General features: G+C 65.6%; 13 protein-coding genes and 1 pseudogene. 12 read left to right on the forward strand and 2 right to left on the reverse strand.

Going from position 1 to position 13,790, the window contains the following annotated elements:
- The 4 genes and pseudogenes from GM910_RS25775 to recN all read left to right on the forward strand — a co-directional run.
- Nucleotides 1-386 (forward strand): annotated as a pseudogene (locus tag GM910_RS25775) (cell division protein FtsZ); the annotation flags it as partial.
- 274 nt (nt 387-660) lie between these two features.
- Nucleotides 661-1,611, forward strand: a complete 951-nt coding sequence (gene lpxC / locus GM910_RS25780) for a UDP-3-O-acyl-N-acetylglucosamine deacetylase (protein ID WP_159593572.1) — start codon at nt 661-663, stop codon at nt 1,609-1,611.
- A 192-nt stretch (nt 1,612-1,803) separates the two neighbouring features.
- Entirely contained in the window at nt 1,804-2,670 is an 867-nt protein-coding gene (locus tag GM910_RS25785) for an outer membrane protein assembly factor BamD (protein WP_159593574.1), read from the forward strand.
- Between the two features lie 12 nt (nt 2,671-2,682).
- The gene (recN, locus tag GM910_RS25790; protein WP_159593576.1) at nt 2,683-4,359 is read left to right on the forward strand and encodes a DNA repair protein RecN; all 1,677 of its coding nucleotides are present in this window, start codon (nt 2,683-2,685) and stop codon (nt 4,357-4,359) included.
- An 86-nt stretch (nt 4,360-4,445) separates the two neighbouring features.
- Here the strand turns inward: recN and GM910_RS25795 are convergent, their stop codons facing one another.
- Nucleotides 4,446-4,691 carry a hypothetical protein gene (locus tag GM910_RS25795; protein ID WP_159593578.1) on the reverse strand — a complete coding sequence of 82 codons (246 nt, stop codon included), beginning with the start codon at nt 4,689-4,691 and terminating at the stop codon, nt 4,446-4,448.
- Between the two features lie 111 nt (nt 4,692-4,802).
- Between GM910_RS25795 and GM910_RS25800 the strand changes: the two genes are divergently transcribed.
- The 8 genes from GM910_RS25800 to GM910_RS25835 all read left to right on the forward strand — a co-directional run bounded on the left by GM910_RS25800 (nt 4,803) and on the right by GM910_RS25835 (nt 11,732).
- Nucleotides 4,803-5,516: a helix-turn-helix transcriptional regulator gene (locus GM910_RS25800; protein WP_159593580.1), complete on the forward strand. Its 714-nt coding sequence runs from the start codon at nt 4,803-4,805 to the stop codon at nt 5,514-5,516.
- Nucleotides 5,517-5,613: 97 nt separating this feature from the next.
- Entirely contained in the window at nt 5,614-6,261 is a 648-nt protein-coding gene (locus GM910_RS25805) for an acyl-homoserine-lactone synthase (protein ID WP_159593582.1), read from the forward strand.
- A 16-nt stretch (nt 6,262-6,277) separates the two neighbouring features.
- Nucleotides 6,278-6,496 carry a hypothetical protein gene (locus GM910_RS25810; protein WP_159593584.1) on the forward strand — a complete coding sequence of 73 codons (219 nt, stop codon included), beginning with the start codon at nt 6,278-6,280 and terminating at the stop codon, nt 6,494-6,496.
- Between the two features lie 363 nt (nt 6,497-6,859).
- On the forward strand, nt 6,860-7,681 hold the full coding sequence (locus GM910_RS25815) for a hypothetical protein (protein ID WP_159593586.1): 822 nt from the start codon (nt 6,860-6,862) through the stop codon (nt 7,679-7,681).
- A gap of 277 nt (nt 7,682-7,958) precedes the next feature.
- A complete protein-coding gene (gene ligA / locus GM910_RS25820) occupies nt 7,959-10,067 on the forward strand; it encodes an NAD-dependent DNA ligase LigA (protein WP_159593588.1) in 2,109 nt (702 codons plus the stop codon).
- A gap of 52 nt (nt 10,068-10,119) precedes the next feature.
- Nucleotides 10,120-10,545 carry a BA14K family protein gene (locus tag GM910_RS25825; protein WP_159593590.1) on the forward strand — a complete coding sequence of 142 codons (426 nt, stop codon included), beginning with the start codon at nt 10,120-10,122 and terminating at the stop codon, nt 10,543-10,545.
- Nucleotides 10,546-10,707: 162 nt separating this feature from the next.
- On the forward strand, nt 10,708-11,436 hold the full coding sequence (locus tag GM910_RS25830; protein WP_159593592.1) for an AzlC family ABC transporter permease: 729 nt from the start codon (nt 10,708-10,710) through the stop codon (nt 11,434-11,436).
- A complete protein-coding gene (locus GM910_RS25835; protein WP_159593594.1) occupies nt 11,433-11,732 on the forward strand; it encodes an AzlD family protein in 300 nt (99 codons plus the stop codon). The genes GM910_RS25830 and GM910_RS25835 overlap by 4 nt, the downstream gene beginning before the upstream one ends.
- A 71-nt stretch (nt 11,733-11,803) precedes the next feature.
- Here GM910_RS25835 and GM910_RS25840 read toward each other — a convergent pair whose 3' ends face one another.
- Entirely contained in the window at nt 11,804-13,630 is a 1,827-nt protein-coding gene (locus tag GM910_RS25840) for an aminopeptidase P family protein (RefSeq protein WP_159593596.1), read from the reverse strand.
- Nucleotides 13,631-13,790: the final 160 nt, after the last annotated feature.

Here is a 13,790-nt window from a genome sequence, read left to right on the forward strand (position 1 = left end):
CCGCGCCCGTTGAGGCGGCCGCTCAGCCGGCGCCGGCCCAGCCGCGCATGCCGCGCGTGGAGGATTTCCCGCCGGTGGTGCAGGCCGAGCTCGAGGCAGGCCGCCATCCCGCCCCCGAGGAGCAGGAGGAGCGCGGGCCGGTAGGCTTGCTCAGGCGGCTCACCCATGGCCTTTCCCGCCGCGAGGAGGAAGAGCCTGCGGCCCAGCCGCCGGAGCCGCGGCTGCGCCAGCCGGAGCCGCGCCGCGCGGGCAGCGAGAGCCAGCTCTACGCGCCGCGCCGCGGACAGCTCGACGAGCACGGCCGTGTGGCGCAGCAGCAGCCGCGCGCAGCGCAGGAAGACGACCAGCTGGAAATCCCCGCCTTCCTCAGAAGGCAGGCGAACTGAGTCGGCCACAGGTGTTAACGAACGGTAAGGGCGGGCGCTGCGGCGCCCGTCCGCGTTCATAGAAAAAACGATTTTAAAACAAAGGATTAAAAGTCAAATGCAATACAACTATACCGTAACATAGGGTAAGAAAGCGTGATTTGGCGTTGCCCAACCGGAACATTATCTTCCGCCGCGAACAGTTGCGGAGCCAAGGGCGTTATTGGGGCTAGTCCTGCTTCGTTGAAAGGACCGCGCGCGCGAAACAAGCGTGCGTGTGGTTGGGGGCGGGACAATGGGGATTGAGTTGCTCGAATACCAAACCACGCTTAAGTCGCGTTTTAGCCTGTCCGGAATCGGCGTCCATAGCGGAAAAGCTGTAACCGTCCACTTCAGCCCGGCAGAGCCCGACACGGGCATCGTTTTCCAACGCGTCGACGAAGAGGCCTCGGGCCGCGTGATCCGCGCGCTGGCGGCCGAGGTCGGCGAGACGGACCTTTGCACCGGCCTCGGCGATCCGGCGGGCGACCATGTGGCCACCGTCGAGCACCTGATGGCCGCGCTGTCGGCCATGGGCATCGACAACGTCGCCATCGAGATCGACGGCGGCGAAGTGCCGATCATGGACGGCAGCGCCAGCGCCTTCGTCGAGGCGTTCCAGCAGGCCGGCATCGAGACGCTGGCCAAGAAGCGGCGCTATATCCGCATCGTCAAGCCGGTCCGCATCGACATCGGCAGCTCCTGGGCCGAGTTCCGGCCCCATGACGGCACCCGCTTCGAGATCGAGATCGACTTCGACAGCCCGGCTATCGGCCGCCAGTCGCTGGCCGTCGACCTCAACGCCGAGGTTTTCGCGCGCGAGGTCGCCCGCGCCCGCACCTTCGGGTTCATCAAGGATGTCGAGCGGCTGTGGGCGGCCGGCTTCGCGCTCGGCTCCTCGCTGGAGAACTCGGTCGTCATCGGCGAGGACCATCGGGTCATCAATATGGAAGGCCTGCGCTACAAGGACGAGTTCGTCCGCCACAAGACGCTGGACGCCGTGGGCGATCTGGCGCTGGCCGGCGCGCGCTTCATCGGCTGCTTCCGCTCCTACCGCGGCGGCCACCGCCTCAACGCGACCGCGCTCCGGCATCTCTTGACCGACCGTTCGGCCTTCGAGATCGTCGAGACGGCACGGCGCGAGCGCGGCCGCGGCGCCGAGATGATCGCCGTCAACGCGCCGGTCTACGCGCCCTGGATGCTCTGATCCCTTCTTTCCCGGTTGCTCGTCACGGCCGGCGCCCTCAGGCCGAGAAGACGGGGGACAAGGGCCTTTCTGTCCTCCCTTGCCACAAAAAAGTGCCATTGCACCTCGATAGCGTTGCCGCGCGCGCCGTTTTTGCATTAAGAGTGCGTGCATTATTTCTGTTCAGAAAAACGCCGGAGGGGCGACCCGCGAATGTTCCTTAGACGCGCTGCCAGCACCGATCGCCGGCCTCGGTTCTCTTCACTGGTGATCGCCGTAGCGGTTACACCGCTTCTTTTGACCGCCTGCAATGCGGAAAAGGACCTCGATCTGTCGACCTATGTCGAGCAGACGGAGCCGGCCGACGCGCTCTACAATCAGGGCCTTGCCAACCTGAACGCCGGGCGCATGAAAGAGGCGATCGCCAAGTTCGAGGCGGTCGATCGGCAGCATCCCTATTCGGAATACGCACGCAAAGCGCTTCTGATGAGCACCTTCGCCAACTACAGGCAGGGGCAATACCCCGAGGCCATCAACAACGGCAAGCGCTACGTCACGCTCTATCCCACGAGCGAGGACGCCGCCTACGCGCAATATCTGACGGGGCTCAGCCACTTCCGGCAGATCCGCGAAGTGACGCAGGACCAGAGGGACGCGCGCCTGACCATCGAAGCCATGGAGCAGGTGGTGCAGCGCTGGCCCGATTCGGAATATGTGGCGGATGCCCGGGAAAAGATCCGCTTCGCCAACGATCAGCTCGCCGGCAAGGAAATGCAGATCGGCCGCTATTATCTGGAGCGGCGCGAGTATATCGCCGCCATCCGGCGCTTCCGCGGCGTTGTGGAAAACTACGGCGACACCCGTCACGTGGAGGAGGCGCTGGCCCGCCTCACCGAAGCCTATTACGCCATGGGCGTGGCCTCGGAAGCGCAGACGGCGGCGGCGGTGCTGGGGCACAACTACCCCGAGAGCGATTGGTACAAGGATTCATACGCGCTGCTGCAATCGGGTGGCCTTGAGCCGCGCGAGAACACCGGCTCCTGGATCTCCAGGGCCGCATCCCTCATCACGGGAAGCTGATCGCGCAAATCGATGCTGTCGCACCTTTCGATCCGCGATATCGTCCTGATCGAACGGCTCGACATCGACTTTTCCGCCGGGCTGTCGGTGCTGACGGGCGAGACGGGCGCGGGAAAATCCATCCTGCTCGATTCGCTCTCCCTGGCGCTCGGCGCCAGGGGTGATGCGTCGCTGGTGCGCCATGGGGCGGCCCAGGGGCAGGTGACGGCGGTCTTCGACCTGCCGGCCGCGCACCCGGCGCGCGAATTGCTGCGCGAGAACGCGGTCGACGAGGAGGGCGATATCGTCCTGCGCCGCGTGCAGACGGCCGACGGGCGCACCCGCGTCTTCATCAACGACCAGCCGACCAGCGTCGCCTTGATGCGCCGGCTCGGCCATGCGCTGGTGGAAATCCATGGCCAGCACGACGAGCGCGCGCTGGTCGACACGGCCGCGCACCGCGACCTGCTCGACGCCTTCGGCGGGCTCGGGTTCCGCGCCAAGGCCGTGCGGGCGGCATGGCGCGCCTGGCGCGAGGCCGAGCAGGCGTTTTCCCGCCACCGGGCGAAGGTGGAGGCGGCCGCGCGCGAGGCCGATTTCCTGCGCGCGTCGGTGGAGGAGCTTTCAAAGCTCGACCCGCAGCCGGACGAGGAGACGGCACTGGCCGACGAGCGCGCGCAGATGATGCGCGCTGAGAAGACCGCTTCCGACATCGCCGATGCGCAGGAAGTGCTTTCGGGCAACGCCTCGCCGCTGCCCGCCCTTGCCAGCCTCCTGCGGCGGCTGCAGCGCAAGGCGCAGGAAGCGCCGGGGCTGCTTGAAGAGATCATCACGTCGCTCGACGAGGCGCTTTTGTCGCTCGACGCCGCGCAAGGCGCCGTCGACGAGGCCATGCGCGCCGCCGAGTTCGACCCCCAGCGCCTCGAGCAGGCGGAGGAGCGGCTCTTCGCCCTGCGTGCTGCGGCGCGCAAGCACAACGTCACGGTCGACGACCTCGCGGCCCTGCGCGACCGCATGGACGCCGACCTTGCCGACCTCGACGCCGGCGAGGAGCGGCTGGGGCTCCTGGAAAAGGAAGCGCGGGCGCGCCGCGACGCCTATGACGGCGAGGCGAAGCTGCTTTCGCAGGAGCGTCGCCATACGGCCGAGGCCCTGGTCGAGGCGGTGATGGCCGAATTGCCGGCGCTGAAGCTCGAGCGGGCGCGCTTCATCGTCAACATCGACAGCGAGCCCGACGACCGCATGGAGGAGGGCATCGACCGGGTGGAGTTCTGGGTCGAGACCAATCCCGGCACGCGGCCCGGCCCGATCATGAAGGTGGCGTCGGGCGGCGAATTGTCCCGCTTCCTGCTCGCCCTCAAGGTGGCGCTCGCCGATCGAGGGTCCGCACCCACCCTGGTCTTCGACGAAATCGATACAGGTGTCGGCGGCGCGGTGGCCGACGCCATCGGCCAGCGCCTGGCGCGGCTTGCAAGCCGCATCCAGGTGCTCTCCGTCACCCACGCCCCGCAGGTCGCCGCCCGCGCCCATACCCACTACCTGATCGCCAAGTCCGGCGGCCACGACCGCGTGACCACCGGCGTCGCCGTCATGGACGCCGCCTCCCGCCAGGAAGAGATCGCCCGCATGCTCGCCGGCGCCACGGTGACCGAGGAGGCTCGCGCGGCGGCCGAACGGCTGTTGCGGGAGAACGCGGCGGCAGCGGAGTAAGCGAATCGCCAACCGAGGAGCCGTGGCTAGGTTAGCGGAGACAAACTCCGTTTCCGCGTCCCTCCGACCAAACGCACGGCCAGACCCTAGCTTCGCTGGTGCGCCTGCCGCCCCGGCTTGCCTAAAAGCCGGAGATAAACATCGATCCAGAACATGGCCCGGCACTTCTGCTCCAGGCGATCGTGGACGAGCGCACGGGTCAGGGCCTCCGACCCGGCCAGATCACCCATTGCCGCCGTCAGCGCCTCGCATGCGCCCGCCAGCTGATCGGAGCGCTCCAGCGCATCCAAATCGAAGAGTGAAACATCAAATTCTGAAAATCGGCGCGGCATCGTTGCTCTTCAGGTTATGTCAGGTGTTCAGGGCTTAGGCTAATATGCTTGTTTTTGTCCCGATTTAGGTCAATGCTTTTTAAGCAAATATTTTGGGTGGGGACCCAAACAATGAAAGACACCAGTGATCGGCATCGACAGGCGTTCGATGCCGTCGTACAAGCACCATCGGTCGAGGCGGCGGTGGCGCACCTTCGGGACGTCTACGCCGTGGATCATGTTACGTTTCATCTGGCCAATACGATCATAGGTTTGATTGATTCACCATTTGTCAGAAGTACATATCCGCCCGAATGGTGGGCGCGGTATCTGCTGAAAGGCTATGTGGAGGTAGACCCCGTCGTTGCGGCTGGACTAACGCATCAATTGCCCTTCTTCTGGTCGGATTTGGACGTGGCGGGCAATGCCTTGGTACTGATGGCCGACGCGGAAGCACACGGGTTGGGGCGGAACGGATATTCAATACCCGTCGTCGACAAGGACATGCGGCGGTCTCTTCTGTCCCTCAATTCTTGCTGGAGCACCAGCGAATGGAAGCGCTACATCGGGATCCACGCCGGCGAGCTGGCGGAAATCGCCCATGCGATGCACAAAAAAGCGCTTCGGGAATCGGGGTATGAGAGCAAGGTACATTTCACCCCTCGTGAGATCGAATGTCTTCATTGGGCGGCACAGGGCAAGGACGCGGGCGCGATCGCCATGATCCTGATGATCTCGGAACACACCGTCAGGGGCTATCTCAAGACGATTCGCTACAAGCTCGACTGCGCTACCGTGACCCAAGCCGTGGCAAAGGCAATTAGCATGCGGCTGATCACGCCTTGATTCCACCCCCCCAAATGAGGGGCACCAGCTAGGGTGCTATCGGCCACCGGGCCTTTTCCCAATTATTCCCCCGCCAACAACAACGGTCGAGGGAAAAATGTTTACTGCAATTCAAGCCCCTGAATACAGTAAGTACAACACCGTTCTGGACGAGATGTTCAGGTTGCGGAAAAAAACCTTCTACGCCCAACTCAAATGGAATGTATCGGTCCAGGGCGATTATGAACGCGATCGCTATGACGAACTCAATCCGGTGTATCTGATTTGGTGTAATCAAGACGCGACCGTACTTTATGCTTCGACCCGGCTGATGCCGACCACCGGCCCAACTTTGCTCTACGACACATTCCGGGATACCTTCCCAGACGCGGCAAACCTGTCGGCGCCTGGCATTTGGGAGGGGACCCGATTGTGTGTTCACAATGAGAATCTGGCGCGCGATCACCCGGATGTCTCTCCATTGCGGGCGATAGGACTGTTGTCCGTGGCGCTGGCCGAATGCGCCTACGCACATGGGATAGACACCATCGTCACCAATTATGAGCCCTATCTCAAGCGGATCTATGCGAGCGCCGGCCTGGCGGTGGAAGAGATTGGCCGGGCTGACGGTTATGGCCGGTACCCGGTCTGTTGCGGCGTGTTCGAGGTCTCCGAAACCGTGATCGCGCAGATGCGTGCGAAGCTCGGTCTCACCGGCCCGGTCTTCGGGCGGCATGACCAGACATCCGACCAACGCGCCGCGTGAACCGGAGGCAGAGAGTATGAGTTCGCAGATTGTATGTATTGAGTTGAAGGCGCGTGAGGCTATGCCGTCTAGAAAACGAGATCTCGTCTTGATGCATCTGCACGAGTCGATCCGGATTGCGTCGGAGATGGGAGGTTTCAAGGATTTTGGGCTGTTCAACTATTTCATCAGCATGTCGGCCGAACTGGTCGCCGAGACCGGCAAGGGCAGTCCCGTGCGCCCAAAAAAACACTGACATTCCGGCGGCCCCTGGTAGGGGCCGCCCAACACTGCAGTTTTAGGCGGACGACATCCCTAAGCGTACAACACTTCCGGTTGCGCCTGCGGGGCGACTACTGTCAACCAATCATCCGACAGCGGTTGCTATGGTCGCAGGGAGACCGGCGGAATCCCCACCCATGCGCGCGTCCCGGAAAGCCTCCGCTATCGCTCCGGCTTCCGGGATTGACGCGCGTTTGGGGGGCGGAAGCGGCGGGAAATGCCCCGGCGCGTGTCGCACCCCTGTCAGTATCTGTCAGGAATGTTTTCCTATCTCCATTCACGCCCCTCCCAACCCGTGCGATAATCCCAACCGCCTGGACGAAAGGAGGCGGCGGCGATGATGGACGGACGGGTGGCAATCGAGCGGGATCGCGTGGCGCTGAAGCGCATCGTGGCGTCGCTCGTGGCCATGGCCGGGCTGGCCGTGGGGCATGATGGCGAGGTGCCAGCCGAGGGCGCGCCTCCAGGCACACTGCCCCGCCATCTCTGGCGCGCCATACTCAGCCTGCTGCGCCCGACTGAGGCCGCCGCGCGGCGGCTGATCATCGCCGCCGCGCGCGGTCTGGCCGTCTGTCTGCCGCCCCCGCGCAAGCGGGGGCAGAAGCCAGCAACCTCGGCGCCGTTCCTGCGCAGCCTCGGCATCGCCGTGATGGCCTCGCCCGCCGAGCTGTCCGCCGCGCGCAGGGCGAAGGCGGAAGCCAGGCGCGCCGCCGCCCCCGCCCGTCCGCGCAGCGTGAGCCTGCCGCTGTTCGACCCCCTGCCGCATATCCCGATGCAGGGCCACCGCCACTATGGGCGCGCGGGGGCCATCCCGCGCATCCTGTTTCCCGGCGTCATCGAGCCGTCGCCTCTGCCGCAGCCGCCATCGCGCGACGATCCCGTCAGCGCCACGCGTCTTGGCCGGCGGCTTGCGGCACTGGCCGCAGCACTCGACGACCTGCCGGGGCAGGCCATGCGCTTTGCCCGCTGGAAGGCGCGCCGCGATCTGGGGCTGACGCGCCGCATCGCACCGCTGCGCGGCGGCCGCCCGCCCGGTGGCCGGCTGTCCCGCTTCGACCCGCTTGCTGTCCGCCCCCGCAACGTGCGCGAGGTGGATGAGATCCTGGCGCACGCCCATTCGCTGGCCGTGTATGCGCTTGCGAGCCCCGATACGTCGTGAGGCGCGGGCCGCGCGCGTTCGGAAAGTCGAGCATTTCGACAAGCTGAGAGGCCAGACGGTGTGAAAAGCCGGGCGTGGCGACGGTGGAGCGCGTCCGGCTTGCCCACCAAAGCCCGGAGGGCGAAGGTGGGAGCCCTAGGGGCGGAGGTGGGAGGGCGAGGCGGCGGTGGAGGGGAAATGACACCTGAGCGAAGCGTGGCCCACTGCATCGACCGACTTGAGACAGACGCCCGAAAAGCCATATGTTGGCGGTCCGACCGAATCCGGACCATCGCCCATGACCACAGCCACGATCCCCGTTGAAGACATGACGGAGGACCAAGCCAAGGAAGAACTCGCCCGCCTTGCACGCGAGATCGCCGAGCACGACCGGCGCTATCACGGTGAGGACCAGCCGGCGATCTCGGATGCCGAGTACGACGCGCTGCGCCGGCGCAACCTCGCCATCGAGCAGTTTTTCCCGCATCTCGTCCGCGAGGATTCGCCCTCGCGCCGGGTTGGCGCGCCCGTGTCGGAGAAGTTCGAGAAGGTGCGCCACAAGGTGCCGATGCTTTCCCTCGACAACGCCTTTTCCGACGAGGACGTGGTGGAGTTCGTGGCGCGCATCCGGCGCTATCTGAAGCTCGAACCGCACACGCCCATCGACATGACGGCGGAGCCGAAGATCGACGGGCTGTCCTTGTCGCTGCGCTACGAGAAAGGGCGGCTCGTCTCGGCCGCCACGCGCGGCGACGGGCAGGAGGGCGAGAACGTGACCGCCAATGCCCGCGCGGTCGCCGATATCCCCAACGTGCTTTCCGGCGACCACCCGGACGTGATCGAGGTGCGCGGCGAGGTCTATATGACGCACCGCGACTTCCGGGCGCTCAACGCGCGCCAGGAAGCGGAGGGCAAGCAGACCTATGTGAACCCGCGCAACACGGCGGCCGGCTCGCTGCGCCAGCTCGACCCGGCGATGACCGCCGCGCGGCCGCTGAAATTCTTCGCCTATGCCTGGGGCGAGGTGAGCGAAATGCCGGCGCCGACGCAGATGGGGATGGTGGAAGCGCTGAAAAGCTACGGCTTCCGCACCAACGAATTGATGCGCCATTGCGAGACCGCCACGGAGCTTCTGGCGCACTACAAGGCCATCGAAGAGCAGCGCGCCACCTTGAGCTACGACATCGACGGCGTGGTCTACAAGGTGGACGACCTTGCGCTGCAGCAGCGGCTGGGCTTCGTCTCGCGCAGCCCGCGCTGGGCGATCGCCCACAAGTTCCCGGCCGAGAAGGCGTCGACCATCCTGCGCGGCATCGACATCCAGGTGGGCCGCACCGGCGCGCTGACGCCGGTGGCACGGCTCGAGCCGGTGACGGTGGGCGGCGTGGTGGTGACCAACGCCACCTTGCACAATGCCGAGGAGATCGAACGGCTGGGTATCAAGATCGGCGATACGGTGACCGTGCAGCGGGCGGGCGACGTCATTCCGCAGATCCTCGGCTACGTGCCGGAGCGGCGGCCGAAGGATGCTGAGACGTTCGTCTTCCCGACCGTCTGTCCCTGCGAATTGAAGACGCCGGTGGTGCGCGAGGGCACGGCCGGTGGCGGGGAGGGCGTGGTGCGCCGCTGCTCGGGCGAGTTCGCCTGTCCGTTCCAGCGTATCGAGCACCTGCGCCACTTCGTCTCGCGCCGCGCCTTCGATATCGAGGGGCTGGGCGAGCGGCAGATCGAGTTCTTCTTCAACGATCCGGACCTGTCCGTCAAAAGCCCGGCCGACATCTTCACGCTGGCCGGGGAGAACCTGAAGAAGCTCAAGGACAAGGAGGGTTGGGGCGAGGTCTCGGCGGCCAACCTCTTGGCGGCCATCGAGGCGCGGCGCACCATTCCGCTCGACCGTATGATCTATGGGCTGGGCATCCGCCACGTGGGCGAGCGCACGGCGGTGACGCTGGCGCGCGCCTATGGCTCCTGGCAGGATTTTCACGATGCCGCCCTTGCCGTGGCGGCGGGGGATGTCGCCGCGCGCGAGGAGATGGACGCGCTGGAGGATATCGGCGATGCGGTGATCGATGCCGTGTCCAACTATTTCGCCGAGGAGCACAACCGGGCGGTGGTGGAGGCGCTGGCCGCGCAGGTGGACGTCGAGGACGCGGAGCGGCCGGTCATGGATTCACCCGTCGCCGGCAAGACCATCGTGTTCACCGGGGCGCTGGAGCGCATGTCGCGCGACGAGGCCAAGGACATGGCCGAGCGGCTGGGCGCCAAGGTGGCCGGTTCGGTGTCGAAGAAGACGGACCTGGTGGTGGCCGGGCCGGGTGCCGGATCGAAGCTGAAGAAGGCGGCGGAACTCGGCGTCGAGGTGATCGACGAGGACGCCTGGTTTGCGCGAGTGGGCGGAGAGGTTTAGAATTTTACATGAAGGGGCAGGAAAAGCGGTCGAAACGACCGAGGAGGTCGAGATGAAAAGACATGTCGCAACGCTGTGTGCGGCGGTCATGGCGTTTTCCGTTGCAGGCGTCCCCACCGCGCCGGCCATATCCGCCCCGATCTATCCGGCGCCGTTGGCAACACCCGACAACGGTAGGCAGTACGAGGAAGTAAACCACCGCGGCAGGTACTATGCGCGCGACTATCGTCGCTACAGGAAATACCGCCGCCACCGGCGCGATCGGGACAACGACGTGGGCGCATTGCTCGGTGGGCTTGCGGCGGGCGCAATCCTCGGCGGGCTGCTCAGCCAGTCGCGAAGGGTGCCCGTCTACCGCTACGGCAGCGACCCGCATGTGGAATGGTGCCTGCGGCGTTACCGCTCCTACGATGTGCGCACGGACACCTTCCAGCCCTATCACGGCCCGCGCAGATATTGTAACTCGCCATATCGGTGAGCCGAGGCCATGGGATGGCGCCGGCAGGCCGCCCATGCGCGGCCTGCCGGTGTCCAGGCTCAAGACCGGCTCGACCCATCATCCACCTTCATCGTTGGCTCAATGAAATTGATATGACTGGTCAGCCTTCCTGACCTATGCTCTTCGGCCAGGAGGTTCCCAATGACCGTTGACAGCTACGCCGCGCCGCGCCAGTGGAGCGAATTCATGCTCGGCGCGCGCAGGAGCCTGCCCGTCGTCGTGGCCGCCGCGCCGTTCGGCCTTTTGTTCGGCACGCTTGCGGTGGAGAACGGTTTTTCCACCTTCGAGGCGATCTTCATGAGCGCCACCATCTATGCCGGCGCCAGCCAGATGGTGGGCCTCGAGCTGTTCGGCGCGAAAGTCGCACCGTGGCTGGTGGTCCTGTCCATCTTCGCCGTCAATTTCCGCCACGTGCTCTATTCCGCTACCATCGGCCGCCAGCTCTCCCACTGGACACCGCTGCAGCGCACCGTCGGCTTCTTCTTCCTGGTCGACCCGCAATTCGCCGAAGCCGAGCAGCGGGTGGAGAGCGGCCGGCGGATCGGCTTTGCCTGGTACATGGGGCTCGCCCTGCCGATTTATACCGTCTGGATCATCGAGGCGTGGGTGGGAGCCCTTTTCGGCCGCCTCATCCCCGATCCGCATGCACTGGGGATCGATTTCCTGCTGCCGATCTACTTCCTCGGCCTCGTCATGGGCTTCCGCAAACGGGCGATGTGGCTGCCCGTCGTGGGCGTGAGCGCGGTGGCGTCCATCATCGCCTACAAGACGGTGGGTTCTCCCTGGCATGTGTCGATCGGCGCGCTGGCCGGCGTCTTTCTGGGGGCATTGCTGCCGCCCGGCAAACCTGTGCGGGAGGAAGCGGAATGAGCACGATTTTCTGGATCATCGTCGCCGGTGCGGTGCTGACCTACCTGACGCGCGCCGGCGGGCACCTGGTGCTCTCGCGCTTCGAGCGCATCCATCCGCGCGTGGAGGCGGGGCTGAACGCCGTGCCCGCGGCGGTGCTGACGACACTGGTGGCCCCCGCCGCGATGGAGGGTGGGCCGGCCGAGATCGCGGCGCTGGCAGTAGGGGCGCTGATCTCGCTGGCGGGCGGCGGGATGATGCCGATGTTTCTATCGGCCACGGCAGTGCTTATTCTCCTGCGGCATTTGCTTGGGTAGAGCAATTCCAGGAAAAGTGAAAACCGGTTTTCCGTCCGGAATTGCGACAAAACAAAGAGTTAGGCCCAGCCTTACAACGGCGCCGTCGCTCCACGCAGCCAGGCGGCCGTCTCGCCGTCGACCAGCGGCCCGACCTCCTCGAAGACCCGCCCGTGATAGGCGTCCAGCCACTTCCGCTCCTCCGCCGTCAGAAGCGACGGATCGATGAGCCGGCGGTCGATGGGTGCCAGCGTCAGCGTCTTGAAGCCGTGCATGTCCACCTCGCCTCCTTCGACAGGCTCAGGAGGGGTGACGACGATGAGGTTCTCGATACGGATGCCGTAGTGCCCGGCGCGGTAGTAGCCGGGCTCGTTGGACAGGATCATGCCGGTGTGCAGCTTTTCCGTGCCGGTCTTGGCGATGCGCTGCGGGCCCTCATGCACGGAAAGGTAGGAGCCGACGCCGTGGCCCGTGCCATGGCCATAGTCGAGGCCGGCGTTCCAGAGAGCAATCCGGGCAAAGGCATCGATGTCCACGCCGCGGGTGCCGGTGGGAAAGCGCAGCATGGAGAGGGCGATCACGCCCTTGAGCACCAGGGTGAAGCGGTTCCGCATCTCGTCCGTCGGCTGGCCGAGGGCGACGGTACGCGTGACATCCGTCGTGCCGTCCTCGTACTGACCGCCGGAATCGACCAGCAGAAGCTCGCCCGCGGCAAGCTTCCGGTTGGTCTTCCTCGTCACCCGGTAGTGGATGATGGCACCGTTGGGGCCGGCGCCGGAGATGGTGTCGAAGGAGATGTCGCGCAGCGGCATCTGCGCTTCGTTGCCGGCGCGGCGGCGGCATTCCTCCAGATGCTTGACGACGGCGATCTCGTCCAGGCTCTCCGGTTCCCGCGCGTCGAGCCAGGCGAGGAAGAGGGCAAGGGCCGCGCCGTCGCGCAAGTGGGCTGCCCGCGCGCCCTTCAGCTCCGCCTCGTTCTTCATGGCGCGGGGGAGGGCAGTCGGATCGGCGAAGGAGACGGTTGCGCCGTCGCTCTCCTCCACCAGAAGGCGCAGCTTCTCGGCGGCGCGGGCATTGTCGAGGCCGATCCTCGCGCCTTCTCGCGCTAGCTCGGCGAGCACGGTCCCCAGCTCCGAAGGCGTGTGGAGCTCCGTCAGTTCGCGCAGGTAGGTCTCCGTTTCGTTCGAGAGCTTCTTCGGGTCCATGAAGAGGCGCGGTCGGTCCTTGGCCGAGAGGATGGCAAAACCGAGCGCCAGCGGCGTGTGCGGAACGTCGCTGCCACGGATGTTGAACGCCCAGGCAAGCGAGGAGGGGTCGGTGAGCACCGTGTGGTCGACGCCGTCCTCGGCGAGCTTGCCGGCCAGGCGGGAGAGCTTGTCGGCGGCCGCTTCCCCGGCATAGCTGAGCGGATGGATGCGCACCGGCTCGGCAGGCGGGGCGGGCTGGTCCTCCCAGATGGCATCGACGAGGTTGCGTTCGAGCGGCACGGCCTCCGCGCCCGGCTTCTCCAGGGCCTTGCGCAGGTCGCGTATGTCGCCGATCGTGTGCAGCCAGGGGTCGAAGCCGATGCGTGCACCCTTCGACAAGTGCGCCTTCATCCAGTCGCGCGGCGGGTTGTCGACAAGGCTCTCGATGTCGAAGAGCGTGGGATCCGTCTGCTCGCCGGCCTGCAGCGTGTAGCGGCCATCGACGAAGAGGATAGCCTTTTCGCGCAGGATGAGGGCCGCGCCCGCCGAGCCGGTGAAGCCGGTCAGCCATGCCAGCCGCTCCGCGCCCGGCGGCAGGTATTCGCCCTGATGTTCGTCGCTATGCGGCACCAGCAGGCCGTCGAGGTCGGCCTTTGCCATCAACGCGCGCAAGCGCTCCAGGCGCGGACCAGCCTGAGAGGGATCGGCGGTGCTGTCGAAAGACTGGAACATGGGGCACTCCGGAGGGGCGTTAGACCAGTTCATCGTTTCATGGAATCGATGAACTGGTCCAACTCGTTGTTCTGTCGCAATTCCGGACGGAAAGCCGGTTTCCACTTTTCCTGGAATTGCTTGTCTTATGACTTTTTCCGCCGAACGGGCGAATAAGGGA

The sequence above is a fragment of the Chelativorans xinjiangensis genome (assembly GCF_009812055.1).
Taxonomy (GTDB): domain Bacteria; phylum Pseudomonadota; class Alphaproteobacteria; order Rhizobiales; family Rhizobiaceae; genus Chelativorans; species Chelativorans xinjiangense.

Coding starts and splice junctions, on each gene's coding strand:
- GM910_RS25840 (WP_159593596.1), bottom strand. CDS start 13,630: ATGTTCCAGTCTTTCGACAGCACCGCCGATCCCTCTCAGGCTGGTCCG.
- recN (WP_159593576.1), top strand. CDS start 2,683: ATGCTGTCGCACCTTTCGATCCGCGATATCGTCCTGATCGAACGGCTC.
- GM910_RS25805 (WP_159593582.1), top strand. CDS start 5,614: ATGTTTACTGCAATTCAAGCCCCTGAATACAGTAAGTACAACACCGTT.
- GM910_RS25835 (WP_159593594.1), top strand. CDS start 11,433: ATGAGCACGATTTTCTGGATCATCGTCGCCGGTGCGGTGCTGACCTAC.
- GM910_RS25810 (WP_159593584.1), top strand. CDS start 6,278: ATGAGTTCGCAGATTGTATGTATTGAGTTGAAGGCGCGTGAGGCTATG.
- GM910_RS25785 (WP_159593574.1), top strand. CDS start 1,804: ATGTTCCTTAGACGCGCTGCCAGCACCGATCGCCGGCCTCGGTTCTCT.
- GM910_RS25800 (WP_159593580.1), top strand. CDS start 4,803: ATGAAAGACACCAGTGATCGGCATCGACAGGCGTTCGATGCCGTCGTA.
- lpxC (WP_159593572.1), top strand. CDS start 661: ATGGGGATTGAGTTGCTCGAATACCAAACCACGCTTAAGTCGCGTTTT.
- GM910_RS25795 (WP_159593578.1), bottom strand. CDS start 4,691: ATGCCGCGCCGATTTTCAGAATTTGATGTTTCACTCTTCGATTTGGAT.
- GM910_RS25830 (WP_159593592.1), top strand. CDS start 10,708: ATGACCGTTGACAGCTACGCCGCGCCGCGCCAGTGGAGCGAATTCATG.
- GM910_RS25825 (WP_159593590.1), top strand. CDS start 10,120: ATGAAAAGACATGTCGCAACGCTGTGTGCGGCGGTCATGGCGTTTTCC.
- ligA (WP_159593588.1), top strand. CDS start 7,959: ATGACCACAGCCACGATCCCCGTTGAAGACATGACGGAGGACCAAGCC.
- GM910_RS25815 (WP_159593586.1), top strand. CDS start 6,860: ATGATGGACGGACGGGTGGCAATCGAGCGGGATCGCGTGGCGCTGAAG.